The organism is Pedobacter ginsengisoli, assembly GCF_002736205.1.
Lineage (GTDB): Bacteria > Bacteroidota > Bacteroidia > Sphingobacteriales > Sphingobacteriaceae > Pedobacter > Pedobacter ginsengisoli_A.
In genome coordinates this window covers 3,882,700-3,901,189 of the sequence record NZ_CP024091.1, presented here as the reverse complement: position 1 = coordinate 3,901,189, position 18,490 = coordinate 3,882,700, and the positions used below count along the sequence as shown (strand labels likewise).

Genomic DNA, 18,490 nt, shown 5'->3' with positions numbered 1-18,490 from the left:
TTGCTAATACTTTACCTGCCAGGTTTGTGGGCCTGATTTAACATTTTTGATTACCCAAAAATTGCCTTCTGGGGTTGCTTTTAGTGATTTTCCGTTTAGAAGGAGTTGGTCTTTTTCTGTTTGTTTTGGTAAATAAACTACTGCTGTTGTATTGGGTGGGATGCTGGTTTTTAATTGGAACTGAGCTGGGGTTTTATTGAAGGCAACATTTATTTTTCCGTACAGGGTTGATAGTTGGATCCGGGCAGAGTTAAGTGTGCCTGGCTGTGGTTTTATTTGTATGGTTTGAAAGGCTGGTGATAAGGGTTCGATACCCATAAGTTTCCTTACAATAACATTGGCAGGTGCTGCTCCCCAGGCATGGTTCCAGTCTTGATTGTTTTTGTAATCTGTATCCCAGGCTTCGGTAGTCATGGTGGAACCGGTACGGAGCATATTGTACCAGCTGCGCTTATCTGTTGAGGTTAAAAGCTGTAGTCCGTACTCTGCCTCATTGGCATTGTATAATGCATCGAGCAGGAACTGCGAACCATAAACGCTGCAGGCCATGCCCCGTGTACGGATGTGGGCTATTACACTGGCTTTGTTGTTTTCTGGTACCAGGTTAAAGGCCAGGGCAAGCATGTTGGCATGTAATGAGCTGTGCGGTGTGGTTTCTCCATCTTTTACTGTTCCGGTTTCGGGATCTATAAAACTTTTTTGAAAGGCTTGCTTTACCTGGTTGGCCTGCCGTTTATAAAGTGCGGCGTCTTTTTTTTCTCCTAACGCCTGAGCCAGATCTGACATGCAAACTAACGCTTGATAATGAAAGGCATTTACTACTGAATTATAATTTGTAAATACAAAACCATCGGTTTCGCCTGGGTAGGACTCGGGCAATCCGAAGCCTCCTTTTTGTGGCCAGTCTACAATATCCTTTAATACGGTTTCGCCATTAAAAGTAGAGAAATGAATGGATTTGGTAAAGGTGCTGTCTTGTTTGCCGGTTCTGGTACTGATAAGGCCATCGGGCCTGGCAAGGGCAAGTAACAGCTTGGGTTTTAATTGGGGGTAAAGTGATTTTACAGCTCTGATGTCGCCCGAGTAGAGGTAATCGTTCCACGCTATCTGTAGGTTTTGCAGCGACCATTCGGTTGGCCATGTGGCATGATAAATCAGGTAATCTAATGATCTTTTGGCCATGTTAAATTCAGCATCAGAGGCATAGTGCGATAGCTGATTAATTAATGCATCGGCTTCGTAGGGAATCCGTTCGCGGTCGCCATCTACATAAAATCCGGTAAAGGATGTGGCTTTAATGGTATGTTTAGAGAGCGCCCAGATCTGGTTTAGCAAAGTGTCGGAGCTTTTAAATGATGAGGCCTGATCATTAAAAGGATAGTTTACGGTGTAGCGTTGCACCTCTATTATTTTGTTGTTGCTGTTTTCAAGTTCAACATACCTGAAAGGAAGTACCTCGCCTATATAATGGGGCATAAGTATGGCCTTGGGCCCGGTGTTACGTTGATCGGCAGGGAATTTAAGATCGTAACTGTGTTCTCCTTTTTGTAACGGCAGTTTTAATAAACGATAGCGGATGGTGCCTCTTGGTTTTCTTTCGACTTGTCCTTCGGCATCTATTGCTTCGCCTACATGAACTTTTAAGGTATCGCCATCGGCAGCTGAGCTGACGCGTACTTTTACTTGCGCAAAGGCATCTTTACCGAAATCGTAAAATGTATTGAGGTTGTTTAATTGTTTGCTGACAACGGGGTTTTCTAAAGATCTAATAAGGGGTTGATGAGCAGTTTGGTAGGGTTTTAAGGTGCTGTCGGTAAGAAAAGCGGTGCGTTTTGAAAAATCACTTTCGGTTTGTTTGTGGTTCCATACTTTTACTTTCCAGTAGTAAACTGTATTTGGCCTGAGCTTACGCCCTTTGTAACTGATTCCGGTTTGCTGGTTTTTAAGTACTTTGCCTGAGTCCCAAAGATCTCCTTTATTGGCTTTGAGGTTTTCGACTGAGGATGCAACCAGCAGCCTGTATGCGGTTTGAAAACTGCCGGAAGAATTATCTGTTATTACCCATGAAAAGTATGGGTTTTGGTTGGCTATGCGTGCCATTTGATAGGTGCTGCCTGATTGTTTTGCCTGTTGAAGTGACAGGCCTACCGGCAATCCGTTTTTCCATACTTTATCGGCATTCAAAAGCAAATCGACCCGCAGATCAGATGGCGGGTTAAGTGATTGTGCGTTTGTTTTTAAGCTAAAAAATAAAAGTATGGCTATTAAAAGATTGCCTGGGATGCGCATAGGTATACTTGGTTTTAACAATAATAAATAATTAATTTACAAAATGAACCATATTTTAGATAATCCTATTTACCATGCTTTAAATTCTGCCCACAGTAATTTTTCGGTAGGAACTGGTCATGTAAAGTATTATTTGGAGGAAATTGCGGCGTTTGCAGGCCTTAAGGATAACTCGAAACTTGATTTTGATACGCTTTACGAAAATAGCGCTGCGGAGAGCCTGTTTGTTGTTTTTACAACATCGGAGGTTAGCATACTGGATCAGTGGAAACTTATTGCCCGGATTGATATGTTTCAGATGGTATATGAGGCTAAGGAAGTTCCGGCAGGTATTGATATAGATTTTGTGGATCTGGATGAATCACATGTTGATGAAATGACTGCTCTTGTGGAATTGACCCAGCCGGGGCCATTTAAATCGAGAACAATTGAGCTTGGAAATTATACGGGTATAATTAGCGATGGTAATTTAATTGCAATGGCAGGGCATAGGTTTAATCCAACTCCTTATACTGAGATTAGTGCCGTATGTACCCATCCTGATCATCTTGGAAAGGGTTATGCTTTTGAGTTGCTGCGTGAACAGATCAGGAGGATATTGAATAAGTCTGAGGTTCCGTTTTTACATGTAAAAAGAGACAATCATGGTGCTGTAAAGCTATACAGGAAATTAGGGTTTGAGGTAAGAAGAGAGATGTTTGCTTACGTGATTAAGAAATAAAAGAGGCTGTGTAAAATTTCAGCCTCTTTGTAGTAATTATTTTTGAATATACTTTAGTAGTCTTTTGAATATCTCGGTGTTAGAATATACACCCCTGAAATCGTCTGAATGAGGGCCATAGGCGAAAACAGGAACCGGAACAGCGGTATGGTCGTTTGTTGAAAATTCGCCAAGTACATAGCCTGATTGGATGTCGCCATCGAGAAGTGTTAAACCTCCTGTTTCATGATCGGCAGTAATTACGATAAGTGTTTCGCCATTGCTATCGGCAAATTCAAGGGCTTTTCCAATTACCTTATCGAAGTCAAGATTTTCTGTGATTACTTGAGATACATTGTTTCTGTGGCCTCCGTAATCAATTTGTGCCCCTTCGAGCATCATGAAAAGGCCTTTTGGGTCTTTGCCGAATTGCCCGGTTGCTTTTTGGAAGGCCTCGGTTAGGAACTCGCCGCGGCCTTCAATTTTTGGTCGGGTTTCATTATCGGCAACAAGGCCAACCAGTTTATCTGCATTGCTTTTTTTGAAATCTTCGAAGTTGTAGGTTACGGTATATCCTTTTTTTTCTAATAGCTGAACTGCAGTTGTACCGTTTAGGTTTTTCTTAAAGTTGGAGGCACCAGAGCCCAGGAGCATATTGATGCCTGAGGTATGCATGTCTTGCGCAATTTGCGGTTCCATTGAACGGTCTGGCTGATGTGCGTAGAATGCTGCGGGGGTAGCATCGGCAAGATCACCAACGGAAATAACGGCTGTTTTTTTGCCTTCTTCTGCCGCGTAGACTGCCAGTGATTTTAGGGGTTTGCCTGTTGAATCGGCCCCAATTGCACGGTTGTTTGTCTTTTTTCCTCCGGCCATTGCTGTTCCGCCGGCTGCTGAATCGGTGATGTAGGTGTCTGCTGCATTAGTAACGGAAATGCCAATGTTACGTATTTTAAACAGATTGAGCTGGCCCTGATTTGCGGTAAAGGCCGAATATATTTGGGTAAGCCCCATGCCATCGCCAATTAAGAGGATAACGTTTTTTATTTTTCCGTTTTTCCCATCGGACTGATAGGTTGGCTGGTAAGTTTCATGGATTTCTTTATTAATATAAATATTTTTAGACAGGTCTTTTATGAAGTTGCCAAGTGATTCGACTGCGTCGGTTCCTATTAAGTCGGCATGAAGGTTCATTAGCGCCAGCCAGCTGCTTTTTGTATCGGGCGTAGCCCAAAAGCGGATCTTTTTCCCTTCTGCATGTACACTATCAATAAGGCCTTTAACCCTGGTGTAGTCGGCATGTTCTAATCTACCTTTTCCATTCCATTTGCTGTAGGCGGTGAAAGGGAAACTGACTAGTTCTACATGTTTTGATTCCTCTGGCGTATGTTCTAACGGCCATTCGCCATCAAAATAGATATAATCGGGGTAGTTTTTATAGTCCTTTGGTTTTGGGCGTGACCCGCTTATAGTAATGGTTAGTTGGCCGGCATGTGTGCTTGTTTTAAGGATATCTTTATGAGGATCCAGCTGCTTAACCAGGATGGCCAAAGCAACGGGATAATTCTCTTTAATGTCGATTAGTAAATGAAGCTTGCGATTGGGATCTTTTTGCAAGGCTGCTATTGCCGGTTTAAGGTAGGTGCCGTATAGGGTAATTGCTGGGTCGAGGTGTTCTTTACTATGTGCAACAAGCAATTCGTTGTTTACCGGGAATATATCGGCCTCGATAGAGCCAAATCCTTTTTGAAAGGCCCTTTGAAAGGGGATGTCATTTTCATAATCGTTATGAGAATGGGCGTTGGATAAGTTGTACTTAGCTTCGTTGCTGGCAGCCTGCTGAGCCTGGGAATAGGTAGCCCCTGCGGATAGTAAAAGCACAAAGAGACTTGTTTTGATGATTTTTTGGATAAGGTTTTTTGTTTTCATTCTAATCTGTTCTTGTTTGCAATATGGTTGGTATTGCATTTATGTACGTTTAGCATTGATTTGATCTATTTGTTGGATCTAAATGCAGATCAGTTATGTAAATCTAACAAATGGTTTTGTTAGGTTGCTGATGATTTTAATAAAAGCAAAAGGGTGTCCGGTAATTTCGGACACCCTTTTGACTGTGTTGCTGGTTTACCAGCCCGGTGTTTGTTTGTAAGCACCGTTACTTCTGGAAATTTCGTCTGGATTTATTGGCCATGCCATATGTCTTGCCGGATTGAAATTACGTGCCGGCCATATTTCATTTACAGTAAATGGTGAATTGGGATCGGTTTTATTGGAGTGATTCTGTCCGTGAAGAGGTGCATTAATTTTTGCAAAGTCTCCCCATCTTTTAAGATCGGCCAAACGGTCGGTCCATTCACAAGCCAATTCAACACGACGCTCATGTTTTAAATCGTTTAGGGTTGGATTACTTATAGAAGATAGCCCAACTCTTGATCTGATTTCGTTTAAAGGAACGGCAGCATCACCACTTTTGCCTAATTCTATTAGTGCTTCTGCTTTAAATAATAAAATTTCCGCGTAGCGCATTAAAGAAAGGTTAAGCATGGTGGTTGGATAATCGCCACTAGGATTTATTTTGGTGTTGGTACCTGCATTTCCATCAGTTCCGTAGCTGTAAGGCTCCATGTATTTGTTGATCTGAAAACCTGAAAGACTATTGGTAGAGTAGTATGATCTTTCCTGACCGAAGAAAGTGAACTTGTCGCCAAATTTTAAGATGGTAACTTCACGGCGTGGATCGTTTGCTTCATATTCATTGTACAATTCCAATGTAGGTTGGAAATATCCCCAGCCATTGAAAACGCCCCAGCCTTTGTTTTCGAGTATTACACCCGGAAATTCAGAACCTCCCTGTACGCCAGAGGTAACAGACCACATGTATTCAGAGCTCCAGTTGTTGTCGATTGTAAACACACTGCGATAATTGGTTTTTCCATTTTCTTTGCCTGTGATTAGCGCTCTGTGACCTTCGTTTTTAATTTTATCGCAAAGATCTGGAATCGGCTGCCATTTGGTTTTGTCGTATTGTGCCCAATATGCATAGGCTTTTACCATATATCCCCATGCAGCTGCCTTGTGCGCCCTGCCACGATCAGCATCGCCATAGGTTTCAAATAATGGAAGCAACTCAGAAGCTTTTTGTAAATCGGCAATGACCTGTGCATAGTTGTCGGTAACCGATTTTAATTGTGGTGGTATACGTTTACCATATTCAGGGTTTTCGACAGCTTCAAACGGAACGCCCTGATCTTTATGTCCCCAAATATAAGCGATCCAGAAATGAGCAAAACCACGTACAAAGTACGCTTCTCCGAGGGCTCTGTTGCGAACTGATTCGCTGGCTGCGGTTACAGTAGGGATATTTTTTATGGCTTCGTTGGCTTTATTGACCATCCAGTAAAGGTCATTCCAGCCACTGCTCAGGTATCCTTCTCTTCCCGTAGGGATAAAGTTTTTGATGTTCTCTGCATCGGCTTTAGTTCTACCGACAACAAGATCGTCACTTGCATTTTGGACCCAAAAAAGATCTCTTCCCCAGGTTGATTCGTAGCGCATGGGTACATAAAGTGCAGCTGTGGCTTTTATGATGTCGTCTTCGCTTTTCCAGAAAAATGCAGTAGTAGGTGAGCCATTAGGTTTGGTGTCGACCCAGCCTTTTTTACACGCACTTACTGATAATAATAAGAGCAGAATAAAAGTATAATTAATTTTCTTTTTCATGATTGTGTTGATTTAATCAGAATTTAAGTTTTAGTCCAAGTGAATAAATGCGTGATAAAGGGTATTGACCGCCATCAAGTCCTACGCCCCCAACTTCAGGGTCCATGCCTGAATAATTGGTGAAGGTTAACAGGTTGTCGGCACTAACAAATACCCTTAAGCTACCGTTGAAAGGCATTTTAGCGAAAGTGTAACCCAAAAGGACACTTTTTATACGCAAATAATCGCCACTTTCTAGATACCAGTCTGATGGTGTCTGGAAGTTTTTATTTTTGTCACTTGCCGAGATTTTTGGAATATCGGAGCCAGTGTTTGTAGGAGACCATGCATCAAGGATCTTGTCCCATCTGTTGTATCCCTGTTCAGATCCATTTAATGTAGATTGTTTAAATGCGTGGAATAATTTTGCACCACTTACACCTTGTAAGAACAAGCTGAAATCGAAGTTTTTCCAGGCAAGGTTGGTTGTGAAACCGTAAGTTATTTTAGGGAAAGCACTTCCCATGTATGAGCGGTCGGCATCATCAATTTTTCCATCGTTATTTAAGTCTCTGAACTTTAAATCTCCTGCTTTAGCTTCAGGCTGGATTTTTTTGCCATCTTTAACATAGGCATTTGCTTCTGCATCTGACTGGAAAATGCCTTCGTTTTTGATTAACCAATAAGAATAGGCAGGCTGGCCTACTACGGATCTGTATGGCGTTAATACCCCTCTCCAGCTATCGCCATAAGCCCAGTAAGAATTTGGGTTTTGATCAATATAATCAACTCTGTTTTTTAGTGTGGCTATATTAGCACCAACATCATAGGTTAAGGCACCTGCATTGTTTTTCCAGTTGGCCGCAACTTCAAAACCTGTATTTCTGATTCGGCCCTGGTTTATTGTAGGAGCTCCAAATCCGAAAGTGTTTGTCCATTCGGTATCCTGATTTTTAATTAGGTCGAAGGTTAGTTTGTTAAAATAATCGGCTGTAATACTTAATTTATTATTGAATAAACTTAAATCAGCACCAAGGTCATATTGCTCAGATGTTTCCCATGAAAGATTTGGGTTATAAAGACTCCCTACATACATGGCATTGGTTTGAGGCGCGCCGTTACCAACCTGATAAGTGTAATTAGAGGCCAAAGGCAGATAGCCGTAATAAAGTGGAATAGAACTAAGATTTCCGACTCTTCCCCAACTTGCTCGTAATTTAAATAGATTCACTGCAGGTAGATCAAAGAATGGCTCGGAACTGATTTTCCATGCTGCGGTAACTGCAGGGAAACCTCTTAAGCGATTGCTGGCAGCTAAACGCCCGGCATTGTCGTAACGATAGCTTCCTGTAAGGAAATACCTGTCGGCCCAGCTATAAGAAAGCCTTCCTACGTATGAAATATTGCGATCAGCATAATCATAATCAGCTGGTTTTATCTGATCAAAGATACCTGCATTTATGAAGAATTGCGCCCAGTCTTTTTCATTGTCGAAACCTTTGGCACCTGCACTGAATCCGCGTGCTCCGTTTTCCTGTGCTGTGGTTGAAACCATTGCACCAATGGTATGTCTGTTAAAAACACGGCTATAATTTGCGGTATTTTCCCAGATCCATGTATAGCCTTTATTTGTAGAATAACTTAAAGTATTTTGGTCGTTCGGTTTACCAGGCTCAGTTCTTCTTGGTTCAAAGTTTTTATACAATGAATTGGTTTGACGATAAGAAAAACGCGAAAGCACTGTTAATCCTTTTATAACTTCTGATACGGAAAGCTCTGTAACAGACTGAAGATCATTGCTCTTGTTGTAAGGTTGGTTTCTGAGTAAAGTAGCTACAGGATTGATTGCATCCCCATGAATACCTAGGTATTTTGAATCTCTTGGGCCTACACCGCCAAAAGTACCGTCTTCGTAATAAGGGGTAGCCGACCTTGGCATGTAAATGGCTGACAGAATGCTACCGCTATATCCGCTTGAGGCATCTGTTCCGCGATTGTCGTTATTGTTCCAGAACAACTCCTGACGTAGTTTAATGTTTTTGTTAAACTGGTAATTTGAGTTAAAACGAAGAGAAAGGTTTTTGTTATAAGTGTTTAATAGTGTGCCTTCTTCTTTTTCGTAACGGCCCTGGATGAGGTTAGAGAATTTCTCTGTTCCCGCATTGATGCTTACATTGTGCCTTTGGATTAAGCCTGTTCTAAATATTTCATCAACCCAGTCGGTTCTTGTAACCTGAGCATAGGGGTTTAGTTTTGCATCCCATCCGCCAAGAGGATCTAAACCTGCGTTGGTATAGGCAAGATTGGAAACCTTTGCCTCATCTGCTGCGGTAAGTGATTGTGGTAAACGCCATGCATTTTTAATGCCTGTAAACCCACTATATTCAACGCTTGGTTTGCCTTGAGCTGCCTGGCGGGTTGTAATCAGGATTACGCCACCTGATCCTGAAAAGGCGCCATAAATAGCTGCAGAAGCTGCATCTTTTAAAATGGTAATTGATTCTATATCGGCAGGGTTGTAAGGTGCTCCAAGAACGCCATCGACAACATACAAAACATTGCTATTGTTCTCTCTTGAACCGGTCCCCCTGATGGTAATTGATGGAGAACCATTGGGATGTCCGCCATTATTTATGGCAGTAACACCCGGGACTTTTCCCTGTAGCATAGCGCCAACGCTTAAAACGGGGCGATCTTTTGCTTTCTCAATATCGGGCACTTGATACGGCAGAAGAAAGATCTTGTTTTTTTGCTGTTCCGTAGCCTATAACCACGATTTCGCCTAAGGATTTTCTATCTGTTTTGAGCACAATGTTAAGAACTGCGGAATTGCCTATGGTAACTTCTTGTGAGAGGTAACCCATGTAGCTAAAAATAAGGACAGACTGATCATTGTCGACCGAGATACTATACTTACCTTCTGAGTTTGTTACGGTTCTCTTATTTGTTCCTTTTAACTGCACAGTAACCCCAGGTAGCGCCCCTTCAACATCATCGGCGGTTACGGTACCGGTTGCAATACGTTCCACAAGTGGTGTTGCCGGTTTAGGTGGTGCAGGCTTTTCATCAATGATGAGATCATCCCCAATTTGTATACATCGTAGGTTGGTTTCGTCCAGAATTAGCTTTAGAGCCTTTTCCATTGATATTTGATGTGCACTAATGGTGGTTTTTTTATTGTTTTTTTTAATAAGCGCCTCTCCGAAGGAGAACTTTAAGCCGGTTTGCTTTTGCAGGGTTTGGAAGCATTCTTTTAAACCTGCGTTTTTAAGCTTTAGGTTTAACTGTATCTTGTTCAAATCCTGACTACTGGCGCTGTTTGCAAACAACATTCCTGTTAAGGTAAGTTGTACAATTAGTGTGATTGCAGATATCTTCATAATAAATCTGATACATGGGTGGAGGTACAATCCTTTTTGCATATTTTTGTTTGTTTAGTAGGTTTTTCCCAAAGAAATGGGGTAATAAATCTGTTAGCCTTCTGAGCTTTGCTCAGTTGTTGATCCTTTAAGTCTTGAGGCCTCGTAAACCAATGACTGAATGGATTTTAAGTGAATTCGCCCTGTTTAACAGGGCGTTTTTTTTGTAGCTTTTCTGTTTACATAGTTTGATTTTTAATTAGTTAGAAATTATAATTTGATCATCATCTAGTTTATATTTAAAATCTGCAGCTTTGCTTAAAACGTCCATGACTTTGGTTATAGATTCGTTTAATGAGCAAGTGGTATTTATGCGGAAATTGGATAGCGAATTTGAAGTGACATTGATTTTTACGTTGTAGCATCTTTCCAATACAGCCAGCACATCCGCCAAACGCTGGTTGCTGAAAATGAGATTCCCATCCTTCCATTGCTCCAGTTCATGAGGGTCTATTGTGGATAAGCTTGCTTTATTTGTTTTTTCATCCCAATTTACCACGTTTCCCGGTGTAAGAACAGCCACAGAGGTAAGCTGCTTTTTATTAGGAGTAGTTTCCCTATCTACCCTAACTTTTCCTGTTGCCACGCTTACAGCAATAGGGCTTCCCTTAAATGCTTCAATTTTGAAAGATGTGCCTAGAACTTTAGTTTGAACGGTATTGGTATGGATTATAAATGGCCGGCTTGGGTCTCTTTTTACCCTAAAAAATGCTTCGCCTATTAATTCCATTTCCCGGACATTGGAGAATATTTTAGGGTAGCGTATTTTACTGTTTGAGCCAAGGTAAATCAATGTTCCATCTGATAAAGTTACAATTGAACGTTGGCCTTTTGGGTTGTATGATTCTATGAGTGCAACTTTAGCAACAGTTTCTTTCTTGCTTTTTGAGAGGTGGTAAAGCCCAAACACAAGCGGAAGAATCAGTATTGCAGCATATTTTAACAAGTGGGTTGGCCTGAATTTGGTGATTTTGGGTACACTTTCATTATTGTTTTGAAGCTTCTGCATTATCTGCTGGCGGTAAGACGCCATGGCATGGAGGTCCAGTTCAGGTTCTTCCATCTCATTCCATGCTTCATTAAGAACAGACCTGAATAGATCTGCTGATTCTGGTTGCCGCAGAAATTGCCTTACCTGCTCCAATTCCTCATCAGTGCAGGTATTGTTTAAATACTTTTTGAGTAATAATTTGTTCAATTTGGTTTGGTTTTTTGGCCTTCAATGGGGAATACGTAAAAAAGGAAAAACACCCTGAATGTAAAATGAAAGTTTTTTGTAATTAACTGATTGTCAGCTATAAAAAATGAACAGTGACGATGATTATAATGAGGTTTACGTGGCTACTCATTTTTTTTCTTAGAAAATGAAGCGCAGCAGAAACATGGCTCTCAACAGTTTTTACTGAGAGATTTAGGTTGGTGGCAATTTGATGGTAAGTAAGGTTCTCGTGTCTGCTCATTTCAAACACAAGCTTCCTTTGCGGACTTAATTGATTAAGATGGTCCAGATAGATTTTTTGAAGCTCATTATATGAAACTGCTTCGTTGGTTGTATCCTGGGTTAGAGAATCTTCGATTAACTTACAAATGGGAGTTGTAGAGAGCTCCTTTTTTCGGAAGTAATCAATCATAGAATTTTTGAGCGCTTTAAAAAGATAAGGTCCTAAAGAGCCTTCTTCCTGGAAATTGTCCTTTTTTTCCCAAACCTTTAACATCAGATCCATGATGAGTTCTTCTGTTACGGATTGCTGGCGGATGTATTTTAAGGCAAAAAGATTTAGCTTGTTAAAATATCGTTCAAATAGCAAATCGAATGCGCGGGTATTACCTTCCCGGCATCTTTGTAACAATTCATGATCTGGTAAATTTCTACTTGCCATTACGCAACAAAATTAGCTACTTACTTGATTTGCTTTTATTATGTTTTAGTTAATTACAGTTAACATTTATTTAACATGACGTTTCCCTAAGGAAGTACTTCTGGTCTGGTATCATCATTAGCTCAGAAAACCCTATTACTTTTCTGCTAAACGGTTTTTGGTGTTTATAAATGGTTTTGTTAAGGTACATATTTGTGTGATTTTACCGAATTTTTTTAAAGGAATTTTTATGGTTAATTTTAGAATATGAAACATATATCTATCCTGGTTCCCAAGGGGGCTATTTTGGGGAGCCTTGAAGGATCCCGTCAATTGTTTAGTCAGGTGAATGAGTTTTTTAAGGCGAAAGGCCAGCCACCTTTATTTAAAGTTCAATTAGTAGGTTTAACTAAGGAGACACCTGTTAGCGGAGGATTGTTTACTGTGAATGCAGATCTTTTGATTGGGGATATAGAAAAAACAGACCTTATCATAATACCTGCTATTGATGGGGAAATAAGCGGAGCTATTGAAAAAAATAAGGATTTTGTTCCGTGGATTGTAAAACAATATGAAAATGGGGCCGAAATAGCAAGTTTATGTTTAGGGGCATTTTTATTAGCATCTACAGGTTTGCTTAAAGGAAGGAAATGTGCTACGCACTGGCTGGCAGAAAATGATTTTAGAAGAATGTTTCCGGATGTAAGCCTTGTTACAGAGAAGATTATTACGGATGAACATGGAATATATTCTAGTGGGGGTGCTTTTTCTTATCTGAATCTTATTTTGTATCTGATCGAGAAATATGCAGGTCGTGAGATCGCTGTTCTTTCAGCTAAGGTTTTTGCTATAGAGCTTGATCGTGAAAATCAATTGTCGTTTACCATATTCCAAGGGCAAAAGGAGCACGAAGATGAATCAGTTAAGAAGATTCAGGAGTTTATTGAGAAAAATTTCCAGGAGAAAATAACGATTGATCAATTGGCTTCTATGCAGGCTATTGGTAGAAGAAACCTTGAAAGAAGGTTTAAAAAGGCGACTTCTAATACTATTGTAGAATATATTCAGAGGGTGAAAATGGAAGCCGCAAAAATCAGTTTAGAATCTTCGCGTGAAAATATTAACGAGGTGATGTATAAAGTTGGCTATACTGACAACAAGGCTTTTAGAACAACTTTTAAGAGAATTACAGGCTTATCACCTATTCAATACCGTAGCAAATACAATAGAGAAATGGCGGTGTAAGCTTGTTTGGGTTAAATGGAATAATACTTGTAGGGATTATTGACGTTATAGTTAAAAGGTTAATATGAGTAGTTCCCCCAGAAAGAGTTTCATGAAATCGATAAAAGGTAAGGTAATTGTAGCCTTGCTGATGGCATGTTTTGCTCTGTTTATGGCTTGGGGAGTAAGTAGGGTGGCATTTAAAGAGATGTTGAGTACAGTTGAAAATATTTCTGCGCCAAGTGAAAGATTAAGGATTGTGAATGTTATTTCCCGAAAGATTAGCGGCCTTGATCAGCAGCAGAAGAAGCAGGCTTTTGATGATCCGGGAAACTATAGGAAGCTTTTTAAAGAATCGAAACAGCTACGGTCTATTTTGGATAGTTTAGGGTCGTTATATACTAACGATTCTATTCAACTGGAACGGATATCAATCATTAAAAAACTGTTGAGCGAACGTGATAAGCAATTTATTAATTACTTAAAAGTTAGGGAGCGCCTGGTTAATAACAAGTCGTTTTCTGATCAGGTTCAAAATATAAATGATATTGTTTCCAAAAGTGCTGAGCAGGCAGATAGTACCATTCTGGCTACTGAAGAAAAAACATCGACCACAACAATTTATCCTGATGAAGATAAGCCAAGAAGTTTTTTTGGAAAGATTTTTGGCCGTAAGAAAAACGAGAATAACAATTCAATAAGGATTGTAAGTGAAGAGAAGGTAAAAAGAGATACCATAGCCTTATCTGCTGAGGAGAAAATGGCCAGTGATTTGAAGAAATCTTTAAAGATCATTGAAAATGACCAGAAAAAGCAGAATGCGAGCTTTCTAAATAGGGAAGCAGTGCTTGCAAATGCAAATAGTGTGTTGATTAGCCAAATGCTTGACATATTGAGAAAGGTGGAAAGTGAAGTTGTAAGTCAGATAGAAGTAAACGGAATTCAGGCAAAAAAGGTAGTTAATACCGGAATTAGCACGATTTCGTTAATTATGCTGGTGTTTTTAGTACTGACGGGGGTATTGCTTTATCTTATTTTGACCGATATCACCAGAAGTGGGCGGTATAGAAATGAACTTGAGCTGGCAAAGGACGAGGCGGAATATCACGGAAGAGCTAAGCAGCGATTTCTCTCCAATATGAGTCATGAAATTAGAACGCCTTTGCAATCGATAATTGGTTATGCGGAACTCATTAGGAAGCAAAAATACCCACAAGCCAAGGATATTGACGCGATCTATCACTCATCAGAACATCTGTTGCAAATTGTTAATGAGGTTTTAGATTATAACAGGATTATTTCGGGGAAATTCACTTTCTCGAATAAAGTATTTGAGGTGGGGCAGCTTTTAGAGGAAGTTATATCAGTAATAAGACCTCAAGCAGAAGCTAAGTCATTAAAAATGCTTACAGATTTTGACCTGAAGGGACTAAAATATATTTATGGAGATCCTTTTAGATTAAAGCAAATCCTGTACAATCTATTGGGGAATGCGGTTAAATTTACGGAGACCGGAAGTATTGTGCTTTCAGCATTTTACAAAAGACAAAATGAAAATATCCATTTCACTTTTATAGTAAAGGATACCGGAATTGGTCTGTCTGAAGAGAACAGTAAGTTAATCTTTAATGAATTTGAGCAGGTTAATGCTAAGGAAACTGAAGCTGTAAATAGTACGGGGGCAGGATTGGGATTAACAATTATAAAATCACTTGTTGAGAACCAGGGTGGTAGAATTTACGTTAAAAGTAAGGTAAATGAAGGAAGTGCTTTTACTGTTTATCTGACGTTTACTTATGCCAATAAACCGGAAGTCGATAATAACCTGACTTCAACTTATGAGTCGTTGTCAAACCATAAAGTGTGGATTGTTGATGATGATCAGTTGATACTGGATTTATGTGAGATTATTTTTAAGAAAAACGGTGTTAGCTATAGGAGCTTTAATTCTCCAACGCAGTTGTTAAATGCTGATTGGGATAAATCTGTTAATTGTGTATTAATGGATATGAGAATGCCCGAAATGGATGGTATAAAGCTGTGTATGCTTTTAAGAGAAAAGGTAGGAGAGGATGTAAATATTTATGCCATTACTGCTCAGGTTTTGCCGGATGAGCGTGCATTTTTATTAGAAAATGGTTTTGATGGAATAGTCATGAAACCGTTTAGAGAAGCGGAGCTTTTAGCAGCACTGCGGGAGCATGCAGGTAATAACGCGGCTATATTATATAATGTAGAGCTAAACTTATCGTCGCTGAAAAAAATGACTTATGATGATACAGAGCAGTTGAATAAAGTGCTTTTAAGATTTAGGGAAGACAGCCTGAATGATGGTGATGAAATTAGGCAGGCATTAGCAGAAAAGAACGTGAAACTGCTGAGTTTGTTAACACATAGATTGGCTGGCAGAATAGCTCAGGTTGGTTCGAAAGACCTTGCCAAAGCATACAGGGAATGCGAATTAAAATTGAATAGTACAGAGCAGTTAGAAGAACCTATAAAACAGGAAATAATATTGTTACTTGAAAAGCTGGACTTATTATTATTTAAAGTTGATGAAGAGCTGCAAAAACCAGACTATTCTATTTCGTAACGCTCTATTTTGCTGTATAGAGTTTTCCTGTCTATATTAAGAAGTTTGGCGGCTTTTGATTTGTTGTACTTAACCTTTATAAGTGTTTCTATGATCAGTGCCTTTTCATTGACTTCGTTAATTGCTTTGAGATCTGATCCACTTGGTTTGGGCGCCTGTTTAATGGCAACAATCATCTCCTCTGGTAAAGAATCTACTTCGGCCGTATCGTTTGGCGTTAATAATACCATTCGCTTAATTACATTTTTAAGCTCTCTTAAATTCCCTGGCCAATCGTACTGAAGCAATAATTCTTTTGCAGGTGATGATACATTTAATACATTGCGTTGTAGATCAATGTTGGATAACTTAATGAAATGGCTAATGAAAAGCTCAAGGTCTTTTCCACGGTCTCTTAATGCAGGAAGGTGTATTTTAAATTCGTTTAGACGGTGATATAAGTCTTCTCTAAATGCTCCGTTGCTTACGCTTGTTTTAAGATCGTCATTAGTAGCAGCGATGATGCGGACATCGACTTTAATGGTTTTGGTGCTGCCAACCGGTTGTATTGTTCTCTCCTGAAGTGCTCTAAGTAGTTTTACCTGGACTTCGTAGCTTAGATTTCCAACCTCGTCTAAAAATAAGGTTCCTCCATTTGCTATTTCAAATTGCCCTTTTTTATCGTTTAGTGCGCCCGTAAATGCTCCCTTTGCATGACCAAAGAGCTCGCTGGCAGCAAGGTCTTTAGATAGTGCACCGCAGTCTATCGCTATAAAGGGCTTGTTTTTGCGCTTACTTTGCATATGTAAAGCTCTTGCAGCATACTCTTTACCGGTACCACTTTCTCCCTGAATAATTACCGACATATCGGTTGGTGCCACCAGATTTATATGTTCGTACAATTTGTCAGCAATGGCACTTTTTCCTTTTATGGCATCAGTATGTTCTACAGTATTAGTGGTGCTTTCTGATTCTTTTTTGCCTAAAGCATTATTAATGATCATTAACAGTTCCTCAGGATTGACAGGCTTTGTAATATAGTCGAAGGCGCTAAGCTGGATAGATTTTACAGCTGTTCTTACATCATTAAAACTTGTCATGATAATGATAGGCTGAAGTGATCCTTTTTCACGAAGATGAGCTAACACATCTAAACCAGTTCCATCAGGTAAACGATAATCAACTAAAAGTAAATCGAAGCTTTGTTTTTCAAGTATCTGGAAACTTTTTTTTACTTCGTTTATAGCTAATGGCTCGTGCCCGTGCTTTTTTAAAAAGCCTTCTAATATCTGAGAGAAAGTTAGATCGTCTTCAATAATAAGTATTTTCGCCATAGGGATTAAGCAGGTAAATATAGGCAAAAGTACAAAAGCCAGATGAAATTTGCCTTGTATTCTATACAAATTGCTAATACTTAACTTTTATGTTATCTTATTTATCGTTAAGGGCAGGTAAATGCACTTTATGGATTATGTGTTTATTTTTTTTCTATTTATTTAAACTTTCAGTAATATTTGAACTTTTGATATTTAAATATATTTTTGGCTATGGAATTATCAGAAGGAAGATTAAAATTTATTGAAGCTTGGGGGAAACTAGGGTCTGAATGGGGCATTAATAGAACAATGGCGCAAATTCATGCCTTGCTTCTTATTTCGCCGGAGGCATTAACTACTGAGGAAATTATGGAGGAGCTTACCATATCAAGGGGCAATACCAATATGAATTTAAGGGATTTAATAAGCTGGGGACTGGTTGAGAAACAGCATAAGTCGGGTGAGCGCAAAGAATATTTCTTTGCAGATAAAGATACCTGGAATATTGCAAGACAGGTTGCCAAAGAAAGAAAGAGACGTGAGCTGGATCCTATAATAAAGCTTTTAAATGAGCTGTCGGAGGTGAAGGGGGATGATAAGGATAAGAATTATAAGACATTTAGGAGTTCGATAAAGGATATAAACAAATTCGCAAAAAATGTAAATAAGACTCTTGAAACTATGCTGAAGGCTGAAGAGAGCTGGTTTTGGAGTTCAATTTTCAAAATATTTAAATAGATTTTTAAAGTTTCAGTAAAAATTGAAAATTAGGATAGCTTATTTTTGTTGGTGGTAATTGTTAAAGGATGTAGTGGTTTTTGATTTTAAGTGGGAGAGGTTTAAAATTTTATTCTGTAAAAACTATAGATTATACTATTTTTACTAGCTTTGTTATAATATGCTGTCTAAGAAAACGAAATATGCGATAAAAGCACTGGTTGCTCTTGGTAAGAACACGGGTAACCCTCCGATGCAAATAGTAAGATTAGCTGAACAGGAAATGATTCCGAGGAAATTTCTGGAACAAATCCTGCTAGATATGCGTAATGCTGGATACCTGTATAGTAAAAAGGGTGCCGGAGGTGGTTATAGTTTAAATAAAGACCCTCAGGATATATTTCTGGCGGATATCCTGCGAATTACAGATGGACCTATAGCAATGGTGCCATGTGCCAGTTTGAAGTTCTATCGGAAATGTGACGAGTGCCATGATGAAGTAACCTGCGGTATTAGGAAAACATTTATTGATGTAAGAAATGCGACCTTAAATGTATTGGCGCAGACTTCTATAGCCGATGTGATTGCTCGCGAGACTGATGAGAACAAAGTTTCTTAAAATAAAGACATTTTAATTTTGTTACTAGGGAACCAGATATAAATTATCTGGTTTTCTCGTTATATATGGTGATAAT

Annotated in this window: 13 protein-coding genes; 5 read left to right on the top strand and 8 right to left on the bottom strand. The window is 39.4% G+C overall.

From position 1 onward, the window contains the following. Positions 1–3 precede the first annotated feature (3 nt). Positions 4–2,289 carry an alpha-L-rhamnosidase C-terminal domain-containing protein gene (locus CPT03_RS15995; protein WP_099439768.1) on the bottom strand — a complete coding sequence of 762 codons (2,286 nt, stop codon included), beginning with the start codon at positions 2,287–2,289 and terminating at the stop codon, positions 4–6. A 43-nt stretch (positions 2,290–2,332) separates the two neighbouring features. Here CPT03_RS15995 and CPT03_RS15990 point away from each other — a divergent pair, with 43 nt between their 5' ends. Further along, positions 2,333–3,010, top strand: coding sequence for a GNAT family N-acetyltransferase (locus CPT03_RS15990; RefSeq protein WP_099439767.1), 678 nt, complete (start codon positions 2,333–2,335; stop codon positions 3,008–3,010). Positions 3,011–3,046: 36 nt separating this feature from the next. Here the strand turns inward: CPT03_RS15990 and CPT03_RS15985 are convergent, their stop codons facing one another. From CPT03_RS15985 to CPT03_RS15965, 6 genes are all read right to left on the bottom strand, one after another. Then, positions 3,047–4,918, bottom strand: coding sequence for an alkaline phosphatase (locus CPT03_RS15985; protein ID WP_157766472.1), 1,872 nt, complete (start codon positions 4,916–4,918; stop codon positions 3,047–3,049). A 195-nt stretch (positions 4,919–5,113) separates the two neighbouring features. Beyond that, positions 5,114–6,709 carry a RagB/SusD family nutrient uptake outer membrane protein gene (locus CPT03_RS15980; RefSeq protein WP_099439765.1) on the bottom strand — a complete coding sequence of 532 codons (1,596 nt, stop codon included), beginning with the start codon at positions 6,707–6,709 and terminating at the stop codon, positions 5,114–5,116. Positions 6,710–6,725: 16 nt separating this feature from the next. After that, entirely contained in the window at positions 6,726–9,356 is a 2,631-nt protein-coding gene (locus CPT03_RS15975) for a SusC/RagA family TonB-linked outer membrane protein (protein WP_245869866.1), read from the bottom strand. Between the two features lie 37 nt (positions 9,357–9,393). Beyond that, positions 9,394–10,068 (bottom strand): carboxypeptidase-like regulatory domain-containing protein, encoded by a 675-nt coding sequence (locus CPT03_RS22990; protein WP_216641558.1) that lies wholly within the window; start codon positions 10,066–10,068, stop codon positions 9,394–9,396. 238 nt (positions 10,069–10,306) lie between these two features. Next, a complete protein-coding gene (locus CPT03_RS15970; RefSeq protein ID WP_099439764.1) occupies positions 10,307–11,305 on the bottom strand; it encodes a FecR family protein in 999 nt (332 codons plus the stop codon). Positions 11,306–11,402: 97 nt separating this feature from the next. Then, positions 11,403–11,987 (bottom strand): RNA polymerase sigma-70 factor, encoded by a 585-nt coding sequence (locus CPT03_RS15965; protein WP_099439763.1) that lies wholly within the window; start codon positions 11,985–11,987, stop codon positions 11,403–11,405. Between the two features lie 246 nt (positions 11,988–12,233). Here CPT03_RS15965 and CPT03_RS15960 point away from each other — a divergent pair, with 246 nt between their 5' ends. Both CPT03_RS15960 and CPT03_RS15955 read left to right on the top strand, forming a co-directional pair. Beyond that, positions 12,234–13,211 carry a GlxA family transcriptional regulator gene (locus CPT03_RS15960; protein WP_099439762.1) on the top strand — a complete coding sequence of 326 codons (978 nt, stop codon included), beginning with the start codon at positions 12,234–12,236 and terminating at the stop codon, positions 13,209–13,211. Positions 13,212–13,302: 91 nt separating this feature from the next. Further along, the gene (locus CPT03_RS15955; RefSeq protein ID WP_245869865.1) at positions 13,303–15,783 is read left to right on the top strand and encodes a hybrid sensor histidine kinase/response regulator; all 2,481 of its coding nucleotides are present in this window, start codon (positions 13,303–13,305) and stop codon (positions 15,781–15,783) included. Here the strand turns inward: CPT03_RS15955 and CPT03_RS15950 are convergent. Continuing rightward, a complete protein-coding gene (locus CPT03_RS15950) occupies positions 15,768–17,096 on the bottom strand; it encodes a sigma-54-dependent transcriptional regulator (RefSeq protein ID WP_099439760.1) in 1,329 nt (442 codons plus the stop codon). The two genes, CPT03_RS15955 and CPT03_RS15950, sit on opposite strands and share 16 nt — an antisense overlap. A gap of 213 nt (positions 17,097–17,309) precedes the next feature. On the opposite strand from CPT03_RS15950, the gene CPT03_RS15945 reads away from it, so the two are divergent. Together CPT03_RS15945 and CPT03_RS15940 are read left to right on the top strand one after the other, a co-directional pair. After that, positions 17,310–17,816, top strand: coding sequence for a GbsR/MarR family transcriptional regulator (locus CPT03_RS15945; protein WP_099439759.1), 507 nt, complete (start codon positions 17,310–17,312; stop codon positions 17,814–17,816). Between the two features lie 160 nt (positions 17,817–17,976). Continuing rightward, positions 17,977–18,414, top strand: coding sequence for an RrF2 family transcriptional regulator (locus CPT03_RS15940; RefSeq protein WP_099439758.1), 438 nt, complete (start codon positions 17,977–17,979; stop codon positions 18,412–18,414). Positions 18,415–18,490: the final 76 nt, after the last annotated feature.

Excerpts from the sequence above, each read along its gene's own strand:
- CPT03_RS15950 (WP_099439760.1), bottom strand. The coding sequence starts at position 17,096 with ATGGCGAAAATACTTATTATTGAAGACGATCTAACTTTCTCTCAGATA.
- CPT03_RS15955 (WP_245869865.1), top strand. The coding sequence starts at position 13,303 with ATGAAATCGATAAAAGGTAAGGTAATTGTAGCCTTGCTGATGGCATGT.
- CPT03_RS15985 (WP_157766472.1), bottom strand. The coding sequence starts at position 4,918 with ATGAAAACAAAAAACCTTATCCAAAAAATCATCAAAACAAGTCTCTTT.
- CPT03_RS15965 (WP_099439763.1), bottom strand. The coding sequence starts at position 11,987 with ATGGCAAGTAGAAATTTACCAGATCATGAATTGTTACAAAGATGCCGG.
- CPT03_RS15980 (WP_099439765.1), bottom strand. The coding sequence starts at position 6,709 with ATGAAAAAGAAAATTAATTATACTTTTATTCTGCTCTTATTATTATCA.
- CPT03_RS15960 (WP_099439762.1), top strand. The coding sequence starts at position 12,234 with ATGAAACATATATCTATCCTGGTTCCCAAGGGGGCTATTTTGGGGAGC.
- CPT03_RS15975 (WP_245869866.1), bottom strand. The coding sequence starts at position 9,356 with ATGCTACAGGGAAAAGTCCCGGGTGTTACTGCCATAAATAATGGCGGA.
- CPT03_RS15940 (WP_099439758.1), top strand. The coding sequence starts at position 17,977 with ATGCTGTCTAAGAAAACGAAATATGCGATAAAAGCACTGGTTGCTCTT.
- CPT03_RS15990 (WP_099439767.1), top strand. The coding sequence starts at position 2,333 with ATGAACCATATTTTAGATAATCCTATTTACCATGCTTTAAATTCTGCC.
- CPT03_RS15945 (WP_099439759.1), top strand. The coding sequence starts at position 17,310 with ATGGAATTATCAGAAGGAAGATTAAAATTTATTGAAGCTTGGGGGAAA.
- CPT03_RS15995 (WP_099439768.1), bottom strand. The coding sequence starts at position 2,289 with ATGCGCATCCCAGGCAATCTTTTAATAGCCATACTTTTATTTTTTAGC.
- CPT03_RS22990 (WP_216641558.1), bottom strand. The coding sequence starts at position 10,068 with ATGAAGATATCTGCAATCACACTAATTGTACAACTTACCTTAACAGGA.